The following is a 25,352-nucleotide window of genomic DNA, read 5'->3' on the forward strand; positions in this document are numbered from 1 at the left end:
CATAACTATAGATTAGATCTTCAAATCCCCCCAATTTCCTCACTATAAGAGAGGGAATTGGCCGGCTTTTTCTTGACAACTTCTGTCGCAAAGAGTGTGAACATAAAGATGTTATAAGTCGGTACAAACCAAAATGCTTCAATCATACAGTTAATCGCAATAAGGGATAAAATCGCAACAAATAAATAACGCCCCTTCTTGAATTCATATTTTGAAACAATGACATAAATGCCGACTAATAAAGCAACCGGTACGATACCATATGTAAATAACATCTGAACATAAGACGAATCGACATAATTATAATTGAGGACAGACTCTGTGCTTCCTCCGGATCCAATAAACTGAACCTCTCTTGTTCCAAACCAATTCAAAGGGTATAAATTAAAAGCATTTTTACCCAAGGCTAACCGACCTGTAATGAATTGATTAATTTGAACATAAAGTGGAGAAGACCAGGAGAAATGATAGGTCAAGTAGATCATCCCACTTGAAAAAAGAATGATCGAATAGGGCAACAAGTGATACAACTTCAACTTTTTCTCTTTTGTAAAATAAAAGAAGAGAAAGAGCAAGACAGCGACCAAAAGCGAGATCGCATTCATACGAGCGTCACAGAACTTGATAATAAAGAGAGCTAGAAGAACGCCACCCAGAGATCGTAAGCCAATATAACGATCTTTTAGCAAATAGGAGATCGCAACATAAAGGTAGAAACAATGGGCTGCGAAATCTGTTGGATAGATAAACCCAAATGAATTACGGATAACAGCACCCCGACTATATTGTAAGTTTGGAACTACCTTTAACAGTGACAATAGAAATACTGTAAGGACTATCGTACCTGCAACACCTACATAAGTTTTTAAAATGACTTTCCTATCCGCATTGACCAGTAAAACCATTAAGAGAGAATAAACTAAGAAATTTAACTTATCCGTCTTGAAATAAACCATAACAGCTACCATCAATAACATGGCAGACAAGATTAGATAATGATAGGGAATCGAGATTTTATTAAAAAAACGAAGTAATAAGAGAGCTACAACCACTAAGAGGGAGCTCGCACCAACATGCAAAAAGCCCTTATTTAACATCGTAGTGGATATTGTATTAAAGAAGATCACAATCGAGACGACAAAACCAACCAGTAGATCGTCAAATTTCATTTTTATCATTAAGTTACCTGATAAAGAATTTTTAAAGAAAAGCTCATTCTGTCTAGATTGGAATGCCTGCTTTGGGAACACCTGTGCTATAGCATTCTTTTCTAAAGATTTTGTTTACTTAAAAATTCATATCCTTCCTTTCTACTCTCTACTGTTTATTTAAAAATTGTTGTTTTAATTCTTTCACATCTACCACTCTCAGAGATAGGATAGCGATCAGATAAATGATCCCACCAAGCACCGCATACACGAGTACATTCAGAGTAGGGGTGAAATGTAGGAATGGTTTTACAAGTAGCAAGAGGCCATACATCACAGCAGATGCAAAAATAATTTTTGTCATAGACCCGATAATTGGAACTTCCCTGAGGTAATGACGGGTATAGTACAATTGAATCAGCCATACCAAGGATTCTGTTAAGACGGATACAATGGCTGCACCGATAAAACCAAAATGGGGTAAGAAGAGCACATTCAACCCGACACTGACGATAGCAGGAATCGTAGTTGACAGCATAAATTCTTTGTTCTTATCATGCGGGATGAGAATTTGAATCCCCATGATATTGGTCCATCCGATGAAGAACATACGGAAGATCATGATAGCGATGGCATAGCGAGCATCTTGGAAATCCTTCCCTAAGAAGAATCGAACAAAGTCATCGTTGACGATCAGCATACCCGCGATGATTGGGAAGATGACCAAATTATAGATCAAAAAGGACATTTGGTGCATCTTATTGACAGCCTTGTGGTCTCCTGAAGCCAAGAGACTCGCCACGCGCGGAAGCATGACACTTCCTAAAGACGTCACAAGGGTCAGCAAAATATTAACCAATTTCAAGGCCTGGTCATAAATCCCTACATCCTTTGTAGAGGCGAGAGCCCCCAACATAGTCCGATCCAAGGTAACATAGAGGGAAATAGCAATCTGCGGTAAAAAGAGCAGAATGACCGGTTTTAAGTGCACCCGTGCATAAGCCAAATCAAAATGGGCTTTCCCAATGAACTCCCGAGCGGGTAGCCACATGCTGAGCTGACCTAAGAGTTCAAAGATGGTGAGTAAGAATACATAGAGATACAGATCATTGGCAGATTTGACAAACAAGAAGATGGAGATGACTCCAACCAGTTTGACCGTGATATTTCGAACGGTAATCTTACGAAAATCCTCTAACCCCTGAAAGAGCCAGGAGATGTCGAGTCCCTTTGAAACCAAACTAAGCCCTAAGATATAGGCCACAGGGTTTTGCATAGAAGGGAGCGCCAAGCACAGCAAGACATAGAGCAGGATGGAAACAAAGGTCGCACCTAACTGGAGGGTATAAATCCCCCAGAAATTCTTTTGGATGTCTTTGCGGTGTCCTGAAATCTCCTTGGTTCCATAGTTAGCCACTCCTAAGGTCGCTAATAGAATAAAATAGGTGACGATGGAGTTGAAATAACCATAGGTTCCTAAGTCATTCGAACTAAAGACCCGTGTCACATAAGGAGTGGTAATAATCGGCAAGATAATCACCAGCAACTGGTAGGAGAGATTATAGGCGTAATTTTTAAGAACTTTCATGACTGTCTACAATCCCCACTTGAAGACCGTTTTAAACGGTGTGATCAAATCCGTCGCAAAAGCTCGATGAATATCTGGAATGGTTTGAACTTCTCCATCAACGTGGATAATGTTTTTCAAACGACTTTGGACCCGACGATTAGCCAGCATCTCTACAGCCCGCTCAAAATCCTCACGACCTGAGCGAGAAGACCCTACAAAAGTCAAGCCCTTTTCAAGAACATCTCTTGTATTAACTGCTACCCGGTTGTCACTAACCCCCATTAACATTACGGTTCCTTGAGGCTTGATATGATCAATAATATCATTGATGGCTGGTTCACTTCCTTGGCCACCAGTACACTCAAAGGCGTGGTCAAACCGTTGATCGTCTGTCAACTCGCTGGTCAAAATTGCTTGATGAATGAAATTAAACAATTGCAGTTTATCATTGTTGCGCCCAACTACAGTTATCTTCAAATCTGGGTAAAGATAGTGCAAAGATGTCGCAACCACATATGAAAGACTACCATCTCCTAAAATCAAAACGGACTCTCTTCGTTGGTGGGCAATGAGGTCAAAGCGATGAATGGCATGCATGGCAACACTACTAAATTCTGCTAAAGCTGTGACTGGGCCCCGAACTTCCTCTGGGTAAGCCACTACACGATCCAGCGGTAAGGCAACGACTTCCTGCATAAAACCATTAAAGCCACTAGACAAGAAGTGCGTCCCCTCCAAATAATTTTCAAAGAAGACACCCTCTGTTTGATGAGGAGGTTGATTGGGAACCATGGCCACAATCTGTCCTGGTTGATAGGTTCCCGTAGGATCCGCTACCACGATACCAGACGACTCATGGATCAGGGCCATGGGTAATTTCTTTTTAAGCACCTTAGGATCCCGTTTCCCTTGATAGTAACGTTGGTCCGCATGACAAATAGCCATGTAATAAGGGCGTATTAACACCTTGTCTTCACGGCTCATGTCTTCTTCTTGGTATTTGATGGTAATATTTTTCGGCTGGGTCAGCTGAAAGATTTGGTTCAACATATTAATTGTCCTCAATCATACCGCGTGCAATTTTCAAATCTGTAATCGTCGTAATTTTAATATTGGAATATTCCCCTTTAGCAAGAGCAACTTTTTTACCATTGATGACAAAGATCTTGCAGGCATCTGTCAAGACTTCTTTTTGCTGGTCACTTAAATCATGATACAAGGTAAGAAAGTCTTTCATTTTGAAGGTTTGAGGGGTTTGACCCTGATAGAGGTATTGGCGTTCAGGGATATCCGTGATAAAGGTATTGTCCAAGCTTTGAACAATGGTATCGGTCGCTTCGACCACTGTATCTACAACATCATGGCTCTTGGCTAGTTCAATGTTTTCTTGGATAGTTTTTAGGCTAACAAAAGGACGAACCGAATCATGGGTGACGATAATATCCTCTTCTGTCAAAGGCTGCACCTCATCGATAGCCAGGATGATGTTTTCGATGGTAGAGTTGCGGTCACTTCCTCCCTCTACAACCAAGATCCGGTCCTTATATGAAGACAAGTACTTGTCTACCAGATCTTCCGTATAGGTCACCCAGTCCGGATGAATCCCCAATACAATCTTCTGAATCTCATGGACCAATAAGAACTTCTCAACCGTGTGGATTAAAATAGGACGTCCACCCAAATCCAAAAATTGTTTGGGCATATCCGTAATCCCCATCCGTGAGCCTGTTCCACCTGCTAAAATCCCTGCATAAATCATCCTAAACCTCCTGATGTTGTCTCTTTTCCTTCTCTAGAACATGGCTATTTAGCAATCTAGCCTAGTTTTGCTCTCACCTTTTGATACAAATGAGGAGAAAGGAGCAAAAGAAGGTATTTGAGTTTATTTTTTCTTGTAATATGTGAATTGATTAGAATATCTTTCCAATAGCGACGATACTCTTTGCGAATCTTGTTAACTTGCTCATACATTTGAGAGCCTAGTAAAGCATGGACTACATGTAACCCCTTAAAAACATAGCGTACAGTAAGTGCTTTCTTCATTTCCTGATCATTAGGATAGTCTCTCTCAACATATTCTCTATTCAACTCTATAGCCTTATAGAAGTCTAAAAATTTATCACTATATGAAGAATTGACAATACTTCCAGGTCTTCGATAGTATTTGTATAAATTGATGTATCCTACGGCAATTTCATTACATGCTCCAATATGCTCAAAAGAGACAGCCAAATCTTCATAGATCATACCCTTTGGAAAAGGAAACTTCATTAATATTTCTTTTTTGTATAGTTTTCCCCCTGGATGGGTTCCCACTATATTTCCATAAAACATCTCCTTCAAAGCTGTATAGCGATCTAATTTCAAAGAATCTATGTCAGTCAATGAACCTATAAAATCATCGCTTTGGAAATCCCTAACTTCAATAACAGAAGTTGCCACAAGATCAACAGCATACTTCTTTTGAAGCTGCACTAAATATTCAACAGTTCTACGGTCATAGTAATCATCAGAATCAATGAAAATAACCCACTCAGCAGAAGCAACATTTACACCCGTATTTCGAGCATTAGATAGGCCTCCGTTCTCAATATGCAAGACTCTAACACGATCATCTTCTTGGGCGTACTCATCACATATTCTTCCAGAATCATCCGTAGAGCCATCATCTACCAAAATAATCTCAATATTCTTGTACGATTGATTAATTAAACTATCAACACAATATTTCAAGTAATCTTCAACGTTATAAACTGGTACAACAATCGAAACCTTTTCCATTATGCTAATCCCTTCATGATAATTTCTACAATCTGTTGACAAGCCGTTCCATCCCCATAAGGATTACTTGCCTGGCTCATCTTCTCGTATTCATCTTGGTCTTCCAGAAGGAGCTTGAAGTTGCGATAGATGTTTTCTTCTTCTGTTCCGACCAATTTCAGAGTCCCCGCAGCCACACCTTCTGGACGTTCAGTTGTATCTCGCATGACAAGGACAGGCTTTCCTAAAGAAGGTGCTTCTTCTTGGACGCCACCTGAGTCCGTCAAGATCATATAGCTTTGGTTCATGAAATTATGAAAATCAATCACTTCCAAAGGCTCAATGATTTTCATTCGCTCATTCTCTCCAAAAATCTTGCTAGCCAATTCTCTGACCTTTGGATTTTTGTGAATAGGATAGACCACCTTGACATCTTCAAACTCTTCTAAAATCCGGTTGACCGCACGGAACATGTGCTCCATAGGTTCTCCAAGATTCTCGCGACGGTGGGCCGTCAACATGATGAGCTTGCTTCCTTTTGCCCATTCCAATATAGGGTGGTCGTAGTCTTCTTGGACTGTAGTTTTTAAGGCATCAATAACGGTATTTCCTGTAACGAAAATATTGGTCCGACCTTCTTTTTGAAGATTCTCTTTTGAAACCTGGGTTGGAGCAAAATTGTAATCTGCCACTATGGAAGTAGCTTGACGGTTAAACTCTTCAGGATATGGGCTTTGAAGATTGTAAGTCCGAAGGCCTGCTTCCACATGCCCCACTTTGATGCCCATATAAAAGGCCGCCAAAGCTGTTGCAAAGGTGGTTGTGGTATCCCCATGGACGAGGACAATATCAGGTTTTTCCTCTTCTAATACCGGTTGGATTTTTTCCAATATAGAGGTCGTGATGGTAAATAATGTTTGATTGGCCTTCATAATGCCTAGATTATAGTCTGGAACAACACGAAAAACGTCTAACACTTGGTCCAGCATTTCCTTGTGCTGCCCTGTTACACAGACTACGGTTTCAATGGTATCGTGTTGTTTGAGTTCATTGACCAAAGGACACATTTTAATGGCTTCTGGGCGCGTTCCAAACACTAACATTACTTTTTTCATTTTGAACCCTTCCTCATCGATTGGTAAAAGTTGCGATAGTTGTTTAAAAAGATCGGATAGCTAAACTTGTTATCATAATCTCTCTTTGCTTGAGCAGCTAAAGAGGCTCTTTCCTCAGGATTCTCTGCCAATTTTTTAATTGCTTGAGCTAAGGCTTGCGGATTCTCAGCTGGGACGAGGAGCCCATTCTCAGAATTCACTACTTCGTTCACACCTGGAATATCTGTTGCAATCATCGTTTTGCCGTTCATAAAGGCCTCGATTGCAACCAATCCAAATCCTTCAAAGATCGATGGAAGAACACAAAAGTCAAAGCTATTGATACACTCTACCACGTCACTCCGGTAGCCCAAAAAATGAATTCTTTCTTCTAGGCCGAGTTCTTTTGTTTGATCTATCAAATCATTTTTTAATTCTCCGTCACCGATAAGAAACAAGGACACACTTGGATTTGTCACTAGTGACATAGCTTCGATCAGATAGGGTAACCCTTTTTGTTCGGACAGGCGAGCGATACAGCCTATTTTGATACCGTCACACTGAGTAATTTCATTTACTGTATGCTCACTTTGTTTCATTTTCACTCCATTATAAATCACAATAGAGTTTTTTGACCTTACATCATTAAGGATATTTTCCTGGACAGCTTGACTGACAGCAACCGTTCGAGCCTTTCCTAGGGCAAATTTATAAAGTGGTAATTTATCCTTGAAAACATTATGGGCTGTATAGACATGGATCAAGTTCGGATGGCGCATCTGCAGCAAACGAATATAGAAAGCAGCCATCCGGTGATGGGTGTGAACAATAGTGATCTCATTTTCTTTGATGATCTTGGAAAGACTAGCAAGAATCTTAAGCACAGTAGCTGGTTGTTTGCTATCGACGTCTAGAATACGATGGTGTTGAATCCCATTCTCTGCTAATTTTTCTTCCCACAATCCACCAGTTGACGCGACATGAACCTGGTCAAATTCATCCTTGAGGTCTGTCGCTAACTGATAGACAATGCGTTCTGCCCCACCGATATCCATGGTCCGCGAAATGTGCAGAATATTATTTTTTTGCTTTCCGTTTTTCATGTACTACTCTCTTAATAAAAGTGGCATTTCCCACAAAATAGCGCTTAAAGAGGCGTTTTGGTTCATTGGCCACACGGAACAACCATTCCAGATTGGCCTTTTGCATCCACATAGGTGCCCGCTTGATATGACCTGAGAGGACATCAAAGCTTCCTCCCACACCCATAAAGACAGAATTGACTCCATTGTCCATAAACTTCTGGATCAAGTACTCTTTTTTAGGAGAGGTAATGCCGACAAAGACAAAATCTGGATTCTTCTCACGAATATCCTCTTGAATGGCCTCCTCCTCTTCAGCAGAGAAATAGCCATTGCGATGGCCCACTACTCGGAGATTTGGAAAATCCTTTTTAAAGATGGCCAACATATCTGTCAAGACTTCCTCTTTTGCCCCGAAGAAATAGACAGAGTAGCCTTTTTCATTGGCCAAGCGGAGCAATTCCTGCATCAAATCGATGCCTGCTACGCGCTCTGGCACAGCATAACCTAAATAGCGTGCAGCGAGAACGACAGAAGCACCGTCTGCATTGATGATTTCAGACCCATTGACAATCTTCTTGATGGCCTCATCTGTCGCACACTGATTGAGCTTATCTGCGTTGACCCCCATCAAATGGAGGGGTTTTTTATCTCGTACGAATTGTTCAGTAGCAGCAACGGTTTCAGCCATTGTTAAAGGGTCAATTCTGACCCCCATCATTGTAAAACTTTTCAAGCTTATTCTCCCCAAGTGGATTCAAAGTGACCTTTTTGCTCTGATTCTTCTGGCAACTTCATATAATCGCCATAGATCTTTGTCAGATAAGCATCCGGATCAGCATGACCACTGATTTTAATAGTTTCAAAATCAAGGAGTTGTGGCTCCCCAAATACCTCTTTGTAGGCCAATTCTCTCTCGCGATAGGATCCTAAGACATTTCCCACGAGATCACTTGTCTCAAAGTCATATTTTTTAATCGTATTTTGCAACTTTTGATTGATTTTTTCAGTATTTAGTAATTTGTCTAGGTGAAGGATCTTAGAAACCTTCACAATTGAATTTTCAAAGAAACCTCGGTCGCGATTGTGCAATCGATTGATGACAGATATTTTGGAAAGGGCACGGTAATACTTAATTTTATTGGTGTGCAAGAAATAGTGGAAACCATCTGACGGGTAACCATCTAAAGGAAACACATCGATAAAAGGACTACACACAACCCCACCAAATTCAATTTGAAGCGAGGTATCCATGATAGACGTATTGCCTAAATTATCATCATGGATTCTCAAGATGACATTGCTTGGTAATTCGTTTTGGCAAATTCCCAGAAACTTTTCATAGTCTTTTCTAGGCATGCCCAAATCCATATCGTCATCCCAAGGGATAAAACCTTTGTGACGAATGGCTCCCAATAAAGTGCCCCCTAAAGCATAGTATCGAAGATTGTGTTTTGTGCAAATCTCAATATACTTTTCTAATAAGGATAGTTCTCCTAATTGAATCTGTCTAACTTTACTCACAGCCTACTTCGCTCCTTCTTTTTTAAGTACAACCTTCACGGTCTTGAGCAGGATCTGAATATCTCTCCAGATCGTCCAACCATCCATATACGCAACGTCGAGTTTGACCACTTCGTCAAAATCTGTAATCTCACTGCGTCCGCTCACTTGCCAAAGGCCGGTAATCCCTGGCTTGAAACTGAGGCGACGTTTTTGAGCTGGCGTATAGTCTTGGTATTCGTCTACCGTTGGAGGACGAGTTCCGACTAGACTCATATCACCGATCAACACATTGTAAAATTGTGGCAATTCATCAAGACTGGTCTTACGGATAAAGCGTCCGATTGGGGTTACCCGCGGATCATTTTCCATCTTGAACATGCCACCCGTCATGGTATTTTGTTCCATGAGATCTTTTTTAATCTCTTCGGCATCCACGCGCATGGAGCGGAATTTATAGAAGTTGAAATACCGACCATTCTTTCCAACCCGCTTCTGTACAAAGAAGGCAGGGCCGCCATCTTTACGGATCAGAGGGACTAAGACAATACTTACCAGTCCACAAATCAAGAGTCCAAAGAGAGCTCCTACAATGTCCAAGAGACGTTTAGCAAAGACGTGACTCGGCTTGTAGAAATTGGTTGAGAAAGTGACGACACTTAATCCCCCGACTTCTCGAACCCGCTTATTGCCCAAGGAAGCGAAGTTAAAGGCATTGAGATTGACCGATACATCGATCCCCATACTCTCAAACTCCGAGACGAAGTCACTAATATTGTAGTCCTCACTTGGCAGGTTGATAAACACTTCATCCACCACTTCCTTGGTCACAAAGTTCATCATTTGATCTGGCTGCACCACCCGTACACCTGAATGAGCAAAATCCGTATCGTCCATGACAGTGACACCGATTAGTTCTCCATGATAAAGGCTAGGCGAATGCAAAATATCAAAAACTTTTTCCATCCGGCTAGTCGCTGTAATCAGGAAAATCTTTCGCGAGCTTTTCCGCCGTGGTGAAACAGACTTCCGGTATCTCTTGAGCAAGAGATCCATGACATAGACAGAAAACGTATTCAAAAGAAAGAAGTAGATCATCCCCCGACGAGAGATGGAAAAGACCCCATCCAGCATAAAAGAGGTAAAGGTGATCCCAACAGCGAAAAATACATTGTATTTCAAGACCTGAAAGAGCCCATCTAGATAGCCTCTGCTGTAAAAACGATAGGCAGTATTGCTAATGTAAAAGGATACAAAATGTAAGAGATAGAGAATAGCGATTGTCTGCGACGTGTATTCTGCATCCTTAAAAAGACTCACAATGTAAGCTGAAAATAGGACAGCCAAACTTTGAAAGAGAACAATATTTAGTTTTTCCAGTTCGATTCTTTCTTCTCCCATTTTCCCTCAATCCTATTCTTTACTTTTTCCCATACTCTCCGTAAGATCCATATCCACCATACGAACCATATTCAGCAGCTTTAATGTTGAATTTGTTAAGCACTACTCCCAAGAAAGGTGTGCCTGTTTGTTCTAATTGGTCCTTAGCCTTTTGGACAGCCTTGCGTCCATTGGCGCCAGATTCTGTGATCAAGACAGTTCCATCACAGCGTTGGGCGATAATGGCCGCATCGATCACGACCCCGATTGGAGGCGTGTCGACAATGATGTAGTCAAAATGCTCACGCAGGGCATCCATCATCACGGTGAAGTTCTTGCTTTGCAAGAGACCCGTTGGGTTTGGCGCTACCTGTCCAGACTCGATGATATCCAAGTTTGGAAAATCAGTCGCATACAAAATGTGGTCCAATTGGCTACGACCAGATAAAAAGTCGGTCAAGCCTTGGATCTTAGTACGACTACGGAAAATCCCTGTCATGACAGAGTTTCGGATATCACAGTCGACCAAAAGGGTCTTGTAACCCGCACGCGCAAAGGCAACGGCCAAGTTGGTTGAAGTGGTTGATTTCCCTTCATTTTCTTGAACAGATGAGATGGCGATGACTTTTAAGTCTACCCCACTCAATTGGATATTCGTCGCCAGGGCATTAAAGTACTCTTCGGCCTTCCGAACTTCTTGCAATTTGTTTTTTGAAATTTCTAACGTATTCATGCGATCCCCAGTCTACAGTTTCTTAATATCTGGCACAATACCAAGTAAGGTTAAGCCCATCAACTCTTCGATATCTTCTGGTCTCTTAACACGATCGTCCAAGACTTCTACTACGACCATGAGAACCACCATCAAGCCCGCTCCAGCAATAAAACCAAGAAGGACATTGCGTCGGATATTTGGTGAAGAAGGTGTTTGAGGCACTTCTGCTTCATCCAAGGTCGTAACATCTGACACCTTGGTCACAGCAATGATCTTTTCAGCTGCTACATTTCGAAGGCCATTGGCAATACGAGCCGCTTCTTTTGGATCTCCGTCCTTAGCCGTGATCGAAAGGATACGAGTATCTGTCGGAACGGACACACTGATCTTTTTCGACAATTCAGCAGGTGTCAGATCGAGTTTCAATTCTTCGATGGCTTGGCTCAAGACATTCTGAGAAAGAATGATCTCACGGTAGTCCTTAACCAAGTAAGAACCCGCCTGCAAATCAGAGTTTGTCAAGGCATTGTTGTCTTGGTTTTGACGACTGACCACGTAGATCCGGCTAGTACTTTGGTATTCTTTCTTGGCTAAAAAGGCACTGTAGCCAAATGCTGCAATGGCAAAGACAAGAGCGACCAAAACGATCGAAAACTTGCGTTTCCATAGGGTCTTCAGCATAGCGAAAACATCAATTTCCACTGCTTGATTTTCTTGATTGTTCATTTCCTAATTACTCCTTCATGTGGATCTCTCCACCTGTTTCCTGGTTAGATTAATTCATCCGCTAACAAGAGTTCTTGATTGCTGACAAAGAGAGCTTGTGCTCGTTGTTCTCCGTATTCTTCCTTGATCAAGCGATAGGCTTCTGCCATATAAGGCGGTCGTTTATCCACATTGTGCATATCACTGGCCACAAAGTGCACTAAGTCTTTTTCTAAGAAGTACCGAGCTCGTTTTTTGAGTTGTTTTTGCTCATCCCCAAAGAGGCGAGGCTTGAGAACGCTGGAACTATTGATCTGCATGTAGCAGCCCATGTCAATCATCTCTTGCACGCGCTCCTCATTTTTCTCCAAGCACTTGTAGCGCTCGATATGGGCCACCACCGGTGTGACGCCTAGATGGAGCAAGCGGTCCAAGGCCGTATGAATGTCCTTGTAAGGTGTTCCCATACTGAATTCAATCAGCGCAAAGCGCGTCTCTGCCAAACGTGGAATGATCTTTTCTTCCAGTTTTTTCAAGACATCATTGGTAAAGTAGATCTCTGCCCCGTAATGAATCGTTAAATCTGGCGCGACCTCTGCCGCAATTTTTTTCACTTCTTGAAAATTTTCAGAAATCTTTTCTTCGGGAGTTTCAAACATCCCCTTGCGACGATGAGAAGTGGAGATAATAGTCCGTACCCCTTGGCGATAGCTTTCTTCCAATAAGGCACGCGTATCTTCTCTTGTCTTTGGTCCATCATCCACATCAAAGACGATGTGCGAGTGGATATCAATCATTTTTCTTTTCCTTCCATTACTTTTTGAATGGTTTCCTTAGCCTTGGTCAAGCTGGCTTGATCCAACTCCATGACATAGAGGTTGGATCCAGGCATAGCATAAGATGGCAAGTCATTTCGTCCTTGACCGGTAATCGCTTGAGAAGTCACCTCATAAGAACCACCCGTTTCTAACTGGGTATTGATCAAGTTCATCATAGTCGGCAACTGCATATTGGTTTGGACAGAATCTTGGAGGTTTCCGATAATCTCATTGTAGTTGCTTAAGACCTTGGTAGAGGTCAACTTTTTGATAATGGCCGCAATGACTTTCTCTTGGTTTTTCCCACGGTCATTGTCACCACCTTGAAGGGAGTAGCGTTCTCGGACAAAACCAAGCGCTTGCTCTGAATTCAAATGGACCTTTCCTACTGGGAAATGGAACTTCCCGTGCAGGCTCGTGAATTCTTGGTCATTTTCCACATCGATTCCCCCTAGAAGGTCAATCAATTTGAGGAAGGAGGTGAAATTGAGACGAACATAGTAATTGAGCTTGATATCATAGAGATTCTCAAGGGTATGAATGGAAGCATCCACACCGTAGATCCCCGCATGGGTCAACTTATCATTTTGGTTGTTACCACCATCTGCAATCGGTACATAGGCATCCCGCGGCGTCGTTGTCAACAGAACTTGCTTGGTCTTCCGATTGACGGTCATGATGATATTGACATCTGATCGAGAAACCGAAGTTACTGGGCCATAGGTATCGATCCCGCTGACATAGATGTTAAAGACATCCGCATTGGCAGACACCTTGCTCGTCGCTGCCACTTCTTTTCGAATCTTGTAGGAATAGATTTTCTTCAACTTCTTCGCATAGTCGGCATCTTCAGCAACGATAGTATCTTCAAAGGTACTGTTGAGGACCATGGCAGAAGCATTCCCTTCTTGCAGGCTCTTATAGGCATCTAGATAAGTTGGTGCATCCACTACAGAAATTTCCTGACCCTTGGTCTTTTTGATATTGTCCAAGAGGGCCGTGAGATTGGCTTCATTATTGTTGCCCTTTGGCGCCACCACTTCCTTGATTTCTTTGATATCTTTGATGTCACTGTCTTTCTTGACATAGACAGCCATCTCAAACTCTGTATAGTTAGAATGGCCATTGACATTGCTCGTCAGATTTAGCAGCTGTTGACTAGCAAACAAAACTCCTGAACTAGCCAATAAGCCGACAAGAAGCAGGACCAAAGTTGTCTTTTTGGCCTGATTTTTGATCACAAACCAAGCTGACAAGAGCACGAGAACAGCTAGTAGTACCATCACGAGAACATTAACATAGCGAAAAGCCAAGATGTTATTGGCCAACATGGTATAGGTCGCCCAACTCGCGGTCATAAGCAAAAAAATAAGCAATACGGAATTAACGATTCGCAATTGCCCCCACTTATGCTCTGAACGACGACTCCGTCTCCTTTGTGACATAAATACCTCCAATTAGTCCTAATCATATTTATTGTAACATATTTTTAGCAAAAAATGCATTAATTATCACTTTTTTGTCCGTTATGGACATTCGGAAAGTAAGCGCTTTCTAAAACAAGCAAAAATCCCTTGTATACTTATGCAGAGAATTCAAAAAAACCGAGTGAAAAACTCGGTTTTTGAAGATCCTACAAAAGATCATCCCGCTTGACTTGCTCAAAACTTTCCTTGCCATCATTGAGCTTGTCCCAGATGACAATTTTTCCTTCTTTCAATGATTTTTGAACATCAATAATCCGCTGGTTGGAAGAACCACGAAATTGCAACATGAGGTTGCGTTTGCTCTTATCATAGCGCCCATCGACCAGGATATCAATCAGCGACAAGAGCTCCAGTTTATCAGGCGTTTCTAACATCATTTCTTCCCAAGTGTAGCCCGTCCATGACCAGATGTCTTTTTCCGGCAATTCTTTCCGAATACGTTTTACAAGGGGTAAAAGTATACCTGTATTAAGAAATGGCTCTCCTCCTAGCAAGGTTAAGCCTTGGACATAGGGTTGGGCCAGATCTTCCATGATCTGCTCTTCTAACTCTTGGGTATAGGGAATACCTGCATTGAAAGACCAGGTCGCTACATTGTAACAACCCTCACAGTGAAACATGCAGCCTGCTACGTAAAGGGAGTTGCGCACCCCTTCTCCATCCACAAAGTTAAAGGCCTTGTAGTCGATGATGCGTCCTTGACTCAGTTCCTCACTCTTCCATTCTTGAGGTTTGGGATTGTTCATCTTCATCCTCCAAATCAATCCAGTAGCGCTGACTTCTGTCGATTGTGTTTTCGTAAACACCGCCAGCAGAGAGAATGGTGCGACGACTGGCTTCGTTGTCTTCATCACAGGTAATCAGTACTCGTTCCAATCCTTGCTTTCGAGCCTCTGCTAGTCCTAGCTCTAGCTGCAACTTAGCCAAGCCCTTTCTGCGTTGACTGGGCCGGATGGAATAGCCAATGTGACCACCCTCTACAAATAATTTGTCATTCAAGGACAAGCGCAGGGCTAAAAAGCCCAGAGGGTAGCCAGTCTCATCAAAGGATAAAAATTGAATGGTAGGAACCCAGCCTTCTGGCAGATTCTCAGTATCCTCCTGCTGCTCTACGATTCGCAACCAATCCGCAAAATCCTTTGCTCGCTTCCAAGTGGAGCCCATGCCACCGTGCATATAGGATTTTGCAGCATCGAACTCAGCAATCATCTCTAAAATCGCGTCTTTATCTGCTAAAGTTGGTCGTTGTAACTTCATAAACTTTCCTCAATCTAAATCAATCCAATAGCGCTCTTTCCCGCCTCGAACATCCTCTAAAGCTCCGCCATTAGTCAGAATCACTGCTCGACTGGCAGCATTGTCACTATCACAAGTCACTAAAGCACGTTTGATATTTTTACTTTTGGCTACTTGCAATCCTTGCCGCAGCTGCTCTTTTGCCAATCCTTGCCCACGCGCAGAGGGACGGATGGAATAACCAATATGCCCACCCTCCTCTAGGAGATAGTCACTCAGACGCAATCGGAGGTTGAGAAAGCCAACCGCTTGACCGTCTCTAGCAAAAGCGACTAACTGAACAGCAGGCACCCAACCATCAGGGATCCCTAGCCCCATTTCCATATCACGGTTGCTTTTCAACCAGTCTTCATAAACAAAAGCTTCAGCATCCCAAAATCCACCGTCATGGGCTGATTGGGTCTCTTCAAACTCTGTCATCATGTCTAATACAGTTTCTTTATCTGCTAGAGTTGGTCTGCGTAATTCCATCTTTACCTCCCCATACGAGAAAAGCGAGAGCGAACTCTCACTTTTATTTTTTCTTAGCTTTCTTTAAAAATTGCTCTCTCAGGCTGGCTACCCGGTCTTTTTTATTGATTCCGCCTGTCGAATGTTTTTCGTGGAATCGTTGTACCTGAGCCTTGCCCTTATCGTCTAATTGGTATTTTCCCATAATCTTCCTTTTCTAATCTTTCACTTGGTGTCCAGCTGATTTGATAGTAGACCCGTTCATGTGTTTAACCCGCGCAGCGATTTCCTTATGGCGGCCATTGACCATGGGGCGAGCTTGAGGATTTCCTAGATAGCCACAGGTCCGTTTGACGACATCCACTGTCTTGGGGTCACTATTGCCACAGTTTGGGCAAGTAAAACCACGTTCGGTTGGCGCGAAGTCCCCTTCGAAATCACACTTGTAGCAACGGTCGATTGGCGTATTGGTTCCGAGATAACCGACCCTGTCATAGGCATAATCCCAAACCGCTTCAAGGGCTTTTGGATTTTGTTGGAGAACTGGGTACTCACAATAGTGGATAAAGCCACCCGTCGCTCCAGCTTCTGGATAGACTTTTTCAAAGTCCAATTTCTCAAACGGGGTTGGGTTCTTGCGGACATCGTAGTGGAAACTATTGGTGTAATATTCCTTGTCTGTGATATCCGGAACCTTCCCAAATTTCTCCGTGTCCAAGCGACAGAAGCGGTCTGTCAAGCTTTCTGACGGTGTCGAATAGATGGAGAAGTGGTAGTCATACTGATCGGACCATTCTTCGACCCGTTTCTTCATATCCTTAATAATCTCGATTGTAAATTGTTTGGCTTCTGGATTTTCTTCCCAATTAGGCCCATAAAAGACCGTCGCCACTTCATACAATCCAATATAGCCGAGTGAAATCGTCGCTCTACGGTTGCGGAAAAGTTGGTCTACCTGGTCGTATTTGCCCAAGCGTTTCCCAAAAGCGCCATATTGATAAAGAATCGGTGCATTAGCTGGGGTTGCTTCCTTGGTCCGCTCTACCCGATAGACCAAAGCATCTTCCGCGATGTTCATCCGCTCATTAAAGATTTCCCAGAACTTTTCCTTGTCTCCGCCAGATTCCAAGGCAATCCGGGGCAAATTAACCGTCACAACTCCCAGATTCATCCGGCCAGAATTGACTTCGACACCATTTTCATCCTTCCACCCTTGAAGGAAAGAACGACAGCCCATGGGTACCTTGAAGGAGCCCGTCAATTCGACAATCTTATCATATGAGAGGACATCCGGATACATGCGTTTGGTTGCACATTCCAAGGCCAATTGCTTGATATCATAGTTAGGGGTTCCAGGTTCTAGGTTGAGCCCCCGCTTGAGGGTAAAGATCAGTTTTGGAAAGATCGCTGTCCGATGTTCCGATCCAAGTCCCTTGATTCTAATTTCCAAAATCGCCTTTTGGATTTCCCGCTCGAAGCGATTGGTTCCAAGACCAAAACCAAGCGAAGTAAAGGGAGTTTGTCCGTTCGAGGTAAAGAGGGTATTGATCTCATATTCCAGCGATTGCATGGCATCATAGATATCTTTTTGAGTCTTGCTCCAAGCATAGTCCTCTTGCTTTTCAGGAAGCACCCACTCTTTGGCATCTGTCAAGTGTTTTTGGTAGTTCTTTTCTGCATAAGGGGCCAAGACTTCATCGATCCGGTCAGCTGAGCAGCCCCCATACTGGCTAGAGGCCACATTGGCAATAATCTGCGAGATTTGTGCCGTTGCAGTTTGGATAGACTTAGGACTTTCTACTTCTGCATTCCCGATCTTAAAGCCATTTCTGAGCATGCCTTCAAAATCAATCAAACAGCAGTTGGTCATTGGTGTATAAGGGCTATAGTCCAAATCATGGTAGTGGATGTCCCCTTTTTGGTGGGCATTGGCTACGTGTTTGGGCAACATTTTAAGACCAATAGACTTACCAACGATCCCTGCCGTCAAGTCCCGTTGCGTGTTAAAGACATCACTGTCCTTATTGGCGTTTTCATTGACGACGGCTTGGTCCTTATTGAGGAGTTTGCCAATCGTAAAGTTGATATCCGTCGCTTTTGAGCGCTCAAAATCCCGCTGGGTGCGATAAGTAATGTAGCTCTCTGCAATCGCATATTCATTAGCTTGAAGCAATTCATGCTCGACGACATTTTGAATCTCATAGATTTTCACGCCATTTGGAAAACGTTCCAAAATCTCTGCGATCACACGATCGACAATGGCTTCTAGTTTGGCTTCCATCACGGGAGTGAGAGAAGTCACTTCTTCTGTCGCCTTCAACAAGGCTTTATAAATTTTTTCAACATCGAATGGAACACGACGGCCATCTCGTTTTTCAACAAAAATATCCGGGGCCATTCTCAGTTTTTCTTCTCTCAAGGTGATCATACCAAACATGCCTCTCTTCATTTATTTACATACAAGTTGTATTATACCACTCCAAAAATAAAAATCAATATCTTGTGGTGAAAATTCTAAAAAACTTTCTAAAACACAAGATATTGATTTTCTTAAGAGCGTTGATAGAGTTTGAAATGACGGTATTTCTTCTCAACGAGACGATAATTTTCTTTGAGCAAGTCCTTCATTTTGGAGGTCAACTCCACCTGATTATTGACCACAATATACTTGGGTTCAGACCGATTGATTTGTTGGATCACATTGGTCCGATTTTCATTAATTCCCAGATAAGACGTCGGGGTCAATAAGGCAGAAGCTGCCAAACGATCGCTTTCTTGATAGAGAGTAGCTGTCGCATCCCATGCATAAATGGTATCTTTCGACTTGGTGTGATTTTTAATGTAGCTGGCAATAGCGCTCCGTTCACTGGATTGGCCAGACTGAAGCACAACATCTTGAACCACTGGATTCGCCAACAGATAGACAAGGGCTACTAACGGTAAGAAAACTTGGCTCGTAAAGTAAGCGGCCCAAACTTCCTTGTTTTTCTTCTTCCGACCACGACGTTCGATCCCATCGTTTTCTTCCCCATCTCGTGAGAACCAGATCGCAAACAAAGGAAGAACAAATGGCAACATTGGCAACAATTGGTAAGCGCCTTGTTCAGGAAGACCAATAGACACGATGAGGACTACCAGGCTACCTGCCCATCCCATAAAGCGGAAGATCCGTCGAGCACTGCTATTTTGCTTGGTAAAGGACATCAAAAAGGCAGAGACTAGGCCAAAGGCCAGCGCCAACAGTCCATAATAAATGGCATTACTGAAGGTCTGTCCATTGCTAAAATTCAAGGCATTAAAGACATAGGTTACTTGGTTAATGGCATAGCCAAAAGTCTGATTCAAAACGGTGATATAGCCAATTGGATAAAAGACGAGTGAAAAACCAAGGAGAGCTGCTAGCAGTTGATAAAAGCCACGCGCCCATCTCTTCTGCTTGATGTTAAAGGCTGTTAATCCAAGGAAGGCCAACAAATAAAACAGGGCACTGGTCATCGGATCAATCAAGAAAGCCACAGCAGCAATCGCACCATAAAGTATAAAGCCTTCGTCCTTACGATGCCCAATCAAATAAGCCAAAATGAAATTCATGCTAGCAAATAGGATTGGAAGGCTAAAGAGAGTCACATAAGTCCCTCCAAAACCAAGGCCTAGCACCAAGAAATAAAAGAGTAACTGGACATTCTTCGCTGTATCTTTATCAGACACCAGCAAGCGCACAACCCGATAGAGGTAAGTCCCCGCAAAGAAGAGAGCAATCGCTTGGAGAATCATCAAGATCCAATGTCCACCAGCCAAGCTTCCCAACCAGTTGATCGCATAATAGAGCAGACCATTGGTTCCGTAAAAATCACCAAACGGTACTTGACCCTTGGTCATTGCCCAGCCAGCATACAAGTTTTGCGATTGTTGATTGGTTGCAAAACGGGTTAAAAATGGCACCCCGACATGCAGCAAACTAATCAAGAGACTCAACACAAAAGGAATCGCTAGGGGGACTGGACGCTTGGATTGACGACGGATCGGCTCAACTGCCACATCCGCTTCTAGCTCTTCCGTATCCTCTTCTACCTTAGATGCTTCCACTTTTGCCGCTTCAACTCCCGCCTTACGGGAACGACGACTCATCCGACTGAGCGGTTGCTCCGCTTCCTGTTCTGGTTCTTGCTTAGGCTCTGTTACTGGTTCTAGCTCTGTTTCCACTGCTGGCTCCACATCACTCATTTCCTCTGATGCCTCCATTGCAACCGGCTCCTCCAAGACTTCTGCCTGTTGGCTATGAGTCGGCTCTTCTTCGCGAAAGACCGACTTGTCTAGCACTTCGCGAATTTCACGTGTATCCTGGAAACTATCCCCCACGTGAAGCCCTAGTTTTTTCGAAGTCATTTCTTGCTCTTTTTCGCTCATTCTTTTTCCTTTTCTTCGCTATTCCTCTGCTCTTTCCTTTTAGAAAAAAGCCCATTATCTTTTCTAGTATACCAAATTCTGCCGACCATGTCAGCCTCTTGCCACATAGTCCTATGGAAAAAGAGTCAGGCATCTCGATTCCTGACTCTGATTTTCGTTTTTATACATTTACAACATCGGTGCGAACAATTGCATAATTTCCTTGATTAAGCTTTGGTGCCAGGTAAAGTGGAAGGTATCTTCAGTGATCTCTTGAGATACTTTAAAGATGTGGTCAAAGTCCGCTCGGATCTCTTTCAGAGCAGGCGTCCGATACATCCAGACCGCATTTTCATAGTGATGGACCAGACTACGGTAGTCAAAGTTAATCGACCCTACAACCGCCATTTCGTCATCTGCCAGAACTTGCTTACTGTGGACAAAACCAGGCGTGTACTCATAGATTTTCACACCAGCATCCATCAGATCCAAGTAAGCCCCACGCGTAACAATTTGGATCAATTTTTTATCCGGAATATGCGGGGTCACGATGCGAACATCCACCCCACGAAGGGCCGCATTGCGGATATCTTCTGTCAAATCATAATCGATGATCAAGTAAGGAGTCGTGATATAGACGTAATCCGTCGCTTGGTTGATCATATTTTGATAAACCGTCTTTCCGACCTGCGACTTGTAAATTGGCTTTGGTCCACTCCCATAGGGAATATAGAGCCCTTCTCCTTCGACTGCCTTGTTTTCAATATGATAGCGGTCAAAATCCTCGATTTCCCCACGGTTGATGTACCAGTTCATGAGGAAGAGTCGCGTTAAGGCCTTAACAGCTCGTCCATCTAAACGGATGGCACTGTCCTTCCAGTGACCAAACCGCTCAATGTGGTTGATGTACTCGTCTGCCAAATTGACACCACCCGTATAGCCGATCTGCCCATCAATGACCAGAATCTTGCGGTGGTCTCGGTTGTTATATGCCACTGTTAGACGGGGGATCACCTTGTTAAACTTATGGGCATCAATCCCCATCTTTCGCAATCGTTTGGTATAGTTCCCAGCCAAGGTTGCCATACAGCCGATATCGTCATAAAGGAGTTTGACTTCAACCCCATCTTTCACTTTCTGCTCTAAAATCTCTAGGATACTGTTCCACATCAAGCCCTCATCAATGATGTAAAACTCGATGAAGATAAATTTTTTCGCTGCTTTTAGATCCTCTAGTAGTTGCTCATACATCTCCTCCCCTAGAGGGTAAAAGGTCGATGCTGTCCCATTGTAGAGATCCGCATTGTGGTCCATGGATAAAATCGACTTGACCAAGCCATAAACCGCTTTGCTTTCTTGCTTGAGCTCCTTACGCAACTGATGACTATTGTCCTCTCGAAACTTCATGGACTCCATATTTTTCAGCTGGATCATTTCCTTTTTGGACAAACGCCGCTCGCCAAACATGAGGTATAAAAGCGATCCAAAGACAGGAATGACGGCAATTAAGAGCCAGGTCACCTTATTTTCAGGCGGGGTATTTCGATTAACAATAGCTAAGATTGTCGACACATATAAGAGCCCAATGACTGCAACAGATAGCCAATGAGGGAACCATCTATTGAGCCAAAAGAAGGCCGCAAAGGAGGCCCATAGTTCAAAGCCCATAAACAAAATACTAAATCCATATTTGGACATTAATAGACGTAATTTTCGAAAGGTCACAGCATCCTCCTTGTTTCTTTCTACTAGTATACCAATTCTTTTTACCCGTTGCAACGACCAACCAAACCCCTTCTAGACAAACAAAAAGAGAGTGGGACAGAAGTCCTAGCCTCTCAATTATTTTTGGATTGTCGAGCAAGACGCAGTGGTTGAGTGGGCTCTACTACGCTGATTTCATCAGCTTTTACAGCCCTACTCAACTGTGCGGAGGTGGGACGACGAAATCGAATTCTAACGAATTACCGATTTCTGTCCCACTCTCTCTTGTTTCGTCCCTTATTGCTTGGTCAAAACGATAATCCCTTGATCATCCTCTGCTTGCTCTAGGTCTTCTAGCGACAACTGATCTCCTTCGATCCGATAGCGATAAGGCTCATCCCCGATACGCATGGATTGATTGACCGGATCAATGCTGACCTCTTTGGTCTCTTCTTCTCCATCAGCATCTTGTACCGTAAACGTGCCTTTTCGCCCCGTCACAACTAAGAGAATCGTATTTTCCTCGTCCTGTCCTCGATAACTGCCATCTATGGACACTCCTTCTTTCTGTTCTTCACTCGCCGAAGTCATAGTCTGTGATGAAGTTGACGTCTGTTTGCTCGAAGTCTGTGTTGCTTTTTCTTGCTGGCTACAAGCAGTCAGGAAAAGAGCTACCGCCAAGGTCAGTATAGACATGATTTTTTTCATTAAGATCGACTCCTTTCGCCATAACCGTATACTATCTACCACCAGTATACGCCAAGAAAGTCTTTAGGTCAATTGTTTACCCCTCTAATAAAAATGCCCTTACTTCTGCAATAAAATACAAGGAACCTGTCACAAATAAAACCTCATCTGGATGGCTCTGATCCATAAACTCTTTGATATAGGCCTTGTAGTCAGCCACATAAGGCAGGTCTTGTCGATCACCCTGCGCCACCACTTCACCGTAATGAAAGGTCGTCAAAATCAATTCAGCTTCTGGCAATCCCGCTTGAAGCGTTTGGAGCATCCCACTATAATCTTTTCGTTTGAGAGCACCGAATAAAATCTTCACGCGTTTTCCTGCTAAGCTATTGGCAAACTCAATCAAGCGCAACATAGCATGAGGATTATGAGCGCCATCCAGATACACCTGGTCTCCAAACAACTCTAGACGTCCCGGCCACCGCGTCTCTTGCAAGGCGTGCTTGACCTGATCTATATCCACTTCTTGATCTAGACCTTCCATATAGAGGAGAAAGGCCTCCAGAGCTACTGCAGCATTTTCCCGTTGGTAATCACCCTTCAAGCCCAGAGACGGCAAGACAAGTTCCACACGTTCATTCCAAAAGCGATCCTGCTCTATGCCAAAATCTTTCTGGAAGGCGTGGAGACCCACAGCCAATTGCTCCGCTTTTTCTTGACAAACAGCTATAGCATCATCCGATAAGGGACCCACCACAGCTTTCTTGCCCTTCTTAAAGATTCCTGCCTTTTGCTGGGCGATTTCCGCAATCGTCCCTCCCAGTGTTTCCTGGTGATCCAGGCCAACCGAAGTGATCACTGCGATCTCTCCCGTCACTACATTGGTCGTATCTAGAAGCCCACCGATGCCAACTTCCAACAAGACTACATCCACAGCTTGTTCCTTAAAATACAAGAGGGCCATGAGGCAGATAATCTCAAAATAAGAGAGTTGGTCCTGGGTTTGAAGCAAGGTCTGCTCCATTTGTTGAACTTCTTGACCAATCCGAGTAAAATCTTCATCTGAAATCGGCTGATCCCCAATACAAATCCGATCATGGATACTGATCATATGAGGAGAGGTAAAGGTCCCAACCTTCTTTCCGTGAGCCATCAATAATTGACGCAGAAAGGCGATTGTGGATCCCTTCCCATTGGTTCCTGTCACATGAAGGATCGGGTAAGCCTTATCTGGCCTCCCTAAAAGGCTCACTGCCTGCTCCATACGATCCAGTCCCGATCGAAAATTCAGACCGATCCGACTATTCATCCATTGCTCAATCTTATTCACATCTTCCTCCTAAAAGAAAAAAGCGACAAAACCTCTTCTGACGTTTGCGCTCCTTTCTTTTGTAGTTATTTCTTTCTCATTTTTACAGCAAGTCCATCGGACTTCCTGCTTTTTCTTGTTTCTTGAAGCAGGGCTAAAAACGTCCCCCGGACTTACCAACTCTTTCCAATTTCTTGGAGTTGGGGTAAAAACATCCAGTGGATGTTTTTACTCCTCCATGAAGCTGTTGAAGACTTCTTCGATCATATCCCATTCTGCATCTGAGTCTTCTGGGATTGGTTGAAGGTCGCCTTCTGTTCCGTCTTCGTTTTCTGTAAATGAATAAGCTTGGATTTCAACTTCGCCGTTTTCATCTTCTTCTGCATTTGCAGGGATCAAAAGGACATAGTTTTTCCCAAATTCTTCTTTGCCATCAATGGTCAAAAGAATTTCAAACAAGGTTTCATTTCCTTGTTCGTCCACCAATGTGATTAATTCACGTTCTTCATGGTCGTGGTTATGATCATGTGCCATACTATTCTTCCTCGTTTTCTTTCTAAAAATTGCGATCTAAATAATTTTGTAAAATAAGCTGCGCCGCTAACTTATCAATAACTTTTTTGCGTTTGCTACGGCTAATATCTGCTTGCTCAATCAACATCCGCTCTGCAGCAACTGTCGTCAACCGTTCGTCTTGGTAGTCGACTGGCAACCCAAACTTTTCAGCAATCATCGTGCCGTAAGCCTGACTGGCTTCCACACGTGGTCCGCTGGTATTGTTCATGTTTTTCGGCAAGCCCACAACAAAACGGTCCACCTTGTATTGAGCTACTAATTCGGCTAAGCGCTCCAAACCGAATTCTTTTTTGTCTTCATCGATTTGGATGATTTCAAGACCCTGAGCTGTAAAACCGAGAGGATCACTCACAGCAACCCCGACAGTCTTTGAGCCAACATCCAATCCCATAATTCTCATTAGAGGTCTATTCCTTGCCCTTTCAAATAATAACGTACCAATTCTTCCACGATCTCGTCTCGTTCATATTTACGAATTTGGTTCCGTGCATTATTATAACGAGGTACATAGGCAGGATCACCACTGAGTACGTATCCTACGATTTGATTAATTGGATTGTAGCCTTTTTCATCCAGTGACAAGTAAACATCTTTCAAGGTCTCGCTAATTTCCTTACGATTTGAATCATCAAGATTAAAACGTACTGTTTCATCTGTAAATCCCACAAGAACACCCTCTTTC

The 25,352-nt window shown here is 43.1% G+C and carries 26 protein-coding genes; all 26 read right to left on the reverse strand.

The features are described from left to right. Positions 1 to 20: 20 nt before the first annotated feature. A complete protein-coding gene (locus SM122_RS06960; RefSeq protein ID WP_155170422.1) occupies positions 21 to 1,178 on the reverse strand; it encodes a polysaccharide polymerase in 1,158 nt (385 codons plus the stop codon). A gap of 139 nt (positions 1,179 to 1,317) precedes the next feature. Then, positions 1,318 to 2,736 (reverse strand): flippase, encoded by a 1,419-nt coding sequence (locus SM122_RS06965; protein WP_125826764.1) that lies wholly within the window; start codon positions 2,734 to 2,736, stop codon positions 1,318 to 1,320. Positions 2,737 to 2,742: 6 nt separating this feature from the next. Then, positions 2,743 to 3,768, reverse strand: coding sequence for a zinc-binding dehydrogenase (locus tag SM122_RS06970; RefSeq protein WP_049492589.1), 1,026 nt, complete (start codon positions 3,766 to 3,768; stop codon positions 2,743 to 2,745). A gap of 1 nt (position 3,769) precedes the next feature. Further along, the gene (locus SM122_RS06975; RefSeq protein WP_155170420.1) at positions 3,770 to 4,477 is read right to left on the reverse strand and encodes an IspD/TarI family cytidylyltransferase; all 708 of its coding nucleotides are present in this window, start codon (positions 4,475 to 4,477) and stop codon (positions 3,770 to 3,772) included. Between the two features lie 56 nt (positions 4,478 to 4,533). Then, entirely contained in the window at positions 4,534 to 5,499 is a 966-nt protein-coding gene (locus SM122_RS06980) for a glycosyltransferase family 2 protein (RefSeq protein WP_125826766.1), read from the reverse strand. Then, a complete protein-coding gene (wecB, locus tag SM122_RS06985; RefSeq protein ID WP_070665022.1) occupies positions 5,499 to 6,593 on the reverse strand; it encodes a non-hydrolyzing UDP-N-acetylglucosamine 2-epimerase in 1,095 nt (364 codons plus the stop codon). The genes SM122_RS06980 and wecB overlap by 1 nt, the downstream gene beginning before the upstream one ends. Then, positions 6,590 to 7,675: a glycosyltransferase family 4 protein gene (locus tag SM122_RS06990; protein WP_125826767.1), complete on the reverse strand. Its 1,086-nt coding sequence runs from the start codon at positions 7,673 to 7,675 to the stop codon at positions 6,590 to 6,592. Before SM122_RS06990 ends, wecB begins: the two co-directional genes overlap by 4 nt. Then, complete coding sequence (locus tag SM122_RS06995; RefSeq protein ID WP_376738727.1) at positions 7,650 to 8,375, reverse strand: WecB/TagA/CpsF family glycosyltransferase; 726 nt, start codon at positions 8,373 to 8,375, stop codon at positions 7,650 to 7,652. Before SM122_RS06995 ends, SM122_RS06990 begins: the two co-directional genes overlap by 26 nt. A 17-nt stretch (positions 8,376 to 8,392) precedes the next feature. Beyond that, positions 8,393 to 9,178, reverse strand: coding sequence for a LicD family protein (locus SM122_RS07000; RefSeq protein WP_195327028.1), 786 nt, complete (start codon positions 9,176 to 9,178; stop codon positions 8,393 to 8,395). A gap of 3 nt (positions 9,179 to 9,181) precedes the next feature. Further along, positions 9,182 to 10,558, reverse strand: a complete 1,377-nt coding sequence (locus tag SM122_RS07005; RefSeq protein ID WP_324737918.1) for a sugar transferase — start codon at positions 10,556 to 10,558, stop codon at positions 9,182 to 9,184. A gap of 19 nt (positions 10,559 to 10,577) precedes the next feature. Beyond that, positions 10,578 to 11,270 carry a tyrosine-protein kinase gene (locus SM122_RS07010; RefSeq protein ID WP_045760014.1) on the reverse strand — a complete coding sequence of 231 codons (693 nt, stop codon included), beginning with the start codon at positions 11,268 to 11,270 and terminating at the stop codon, positions 10,578 to 10,580. A 12-nt stretch (positions 11,271 to 11,282) separates the two neighbouring features. Beyond that, entirely contained in the window at positions 11,283 to 11,978 is a 696-nt protein-coding gene (locus SM122_RS07015) for a Wzz/FepE/Etk N-terminal domain-containing protein (protein ID WP_247926098.1), read from the reverse strand. A 44-nt stretch (positions 11,979 to 12,022) separates the two neighbouring features. Beyond that, positions 12,023 to 12,754 (reverse strand): capsular polysaccharide biosynthesis protein Cps4B, encoded by a 732-nt coding sequence (gene cps4B / locus SM122_RS07020; protein WP_049492611.1) that lies wholly within the window; start codon positions 12,752 to 12,754, stop codon positions 12,023 to 12,025. Next, entirely contained in the window at positions 12,751 to 14,220 is a 1,470-nt protein-coding gene (gene cpsA / locus SM122_RS07025) for an LCP family glycopolymer transferase CpsA (RefSeq protein ID WP_155170416.1), read from the reverse strand. The genes cps4B and cpsA overlap by 4 nt, the downstream gene beginning before the upstream one ends. Before the next feature lie 188 nt (positions 14,221 to 14,408). Continuing rightward, positions 14,409 to 15,008 carry an anaerobic ribonucleoside-triphosphate reductase activating protein gene (gene nrdG / locus SM122_RS07030; protein WP_155170414.1) on the reverse strand — a complete coding sequence of 200 codons (600 nt, stop codon included), beginning with the start codon at positions 15,006 to 15,008 and terminating at the stop codon, positions 14,409 to 14,411. Continuing rightward, positions 14,974 to 15,519: a GNAT family N-acetyltransferase gene (locus SM122_RS07035; protein WP_155170412.1), complete on the reverse strand. Its 546-nt coding sequence runs from the start codon at positions 15,517 to 15,519 to the stop codon at positions 14,974 to 14,976. The genes nrdG and SM122_RS07035 overlap by 35 nt, the downstream gene beginning before the upstream one ends. Positions 15,520 to 15,528: 9 nt before the next feature. Next, complete coding sequence (locus SM122_RS07040) at positions 15,529 to 16,029, reverse strand: GNAT family N-acetyltransferase (RefSeq protein ID WP_324737919.1); 501 nt, start codon at positions 16,027 to 16,029, stop codon at positions 15,529 to 15,531. Between the two features lie 43 nt (positions 16,030 to 16,072). Next, entirely contained in the window at positions 16,073 to 16,213 is a 141-nt protein-coding gene (locus SM122_RS07045) for a hypothetical protein (protein ID WP_006595204.1), read from the reverse strand. Positions 16,214 to 16,225: 12 nt separating this feature from the next. Next, complete coding sequence (gene nrdD, locus SM122_RS07050; protein WP_324738367.1) at positions 16,226 to 18,436, reverse strand: anaerobic ribonucleoside-triphosphate reductase; 2,211 nt, start codon at positions 18,434 to 18,436, stop codon at positions 16,226 to 16,228. Between the two features lie 122 nt (positions 18,437 to 18,558). Continuing rightward, positions 18,559 to 20,415 (reverse strand): MFS transporter, encoded by a 1,857-nt coding sequence (locus tag SM122_RS07055; protein WP_324737920.1) that lies wholly within the window; start codon positions 20,413 to 20,415, stop codon positions 18,559 to 18,561. A 168-nt stretch (positions 20,416 to 20,583) separates the two neighbouring features. Beyond that, the gene (gene cls / locus SM122_RS07060; protein WP_324737921.1) at positions 20,584 to 22,119 is read right to left on the reverse strand and encodes a cardiolipin synthase; all 1,536 of its coding nucleotides are present in this window, start codon (positions 22,117 to 22,119) and stop codon (positions 20,584 to 20,586) included. A 276-nt stretch (positions 22,120 to 22,395) separates the two neighbouring features. Further along, a complete protein-coding gene (locus SM122_RS07065) occupies positions 22,396 to 22,806 on the reverse strand; it encodes an SP_0198 family lipoprotein (RefSeq protein WP_070675840.1) in 411 nt (136 codons plus the stop codon). 76 nt (positions 22,807 to 22,882) lie between these two features. After that, on the reverse strand, positions 22,883 to 24,115 hold the full coding sequence (locus tag SM122_RS07070) for a bifunctional folylpolyglutamate synthase/dihydrofolate synthase (protein WP_070675841.1): 1,233 nt from the start codon (positions 24,113 to 24,115) through the stop codon (positions 22,883 to 22,885). A 207-nt stretch (positions 24,116 to 24,322) separates the two neighbouring features. Next, the gene (locus tag SM122_RS07075) at positions 24,323 to 24,628 is read right to left on the reverse strand and encodes a DUF1292 domain-containing protein (RefSeq protein ID WP_003001941.1); all 306 of its coding nucleotides are present in this window, start codon (positions 24,626 to 24,628) and stop codon (positions 24,323 to 24,325) included. Positions 24,629 to 24,650: 22 nt separating this feature from the next. Further along, positions 24,651 to 25,070, reverse strand: a complete 420-nt coding sequence (ruvX, locus tag SM122_RS07080) for a Holliday junction resolvase RuvX (protein ID WP_003014525.1) — start codon at positions 25,068 to 25,070, stop codon at positions 24,651 to 24,653. Beyond that, positions 25,070 to 25,336 carry an IreB family regulatory phosphoprotein gene (locus SM122_RS07085; RefSeq protein ID WP_003002070.1) on the reverse strand — a complete coding sequence of 89 codons (267 nt, stop codon included), beginning with the start codon at positions 25,334 to 25,336 and terminating at the stop codon, positions 25,070 to 25,072. Before SM122_RS07085 ends, ruvX begins: the two co-directional genes overlap by 1 nt. Positions 25,337 to 25,352: the final 16 nt, after the last annotated feature.

It is taken from the genome of Streptococcus gingivalis, from assembly GCF_035544715.1.
GTDB lineage: Bacteria > Bacillota > Bacilli > Lactobacillales > Streptococcaceae > Streptococcus > Streptococcus gingivalis.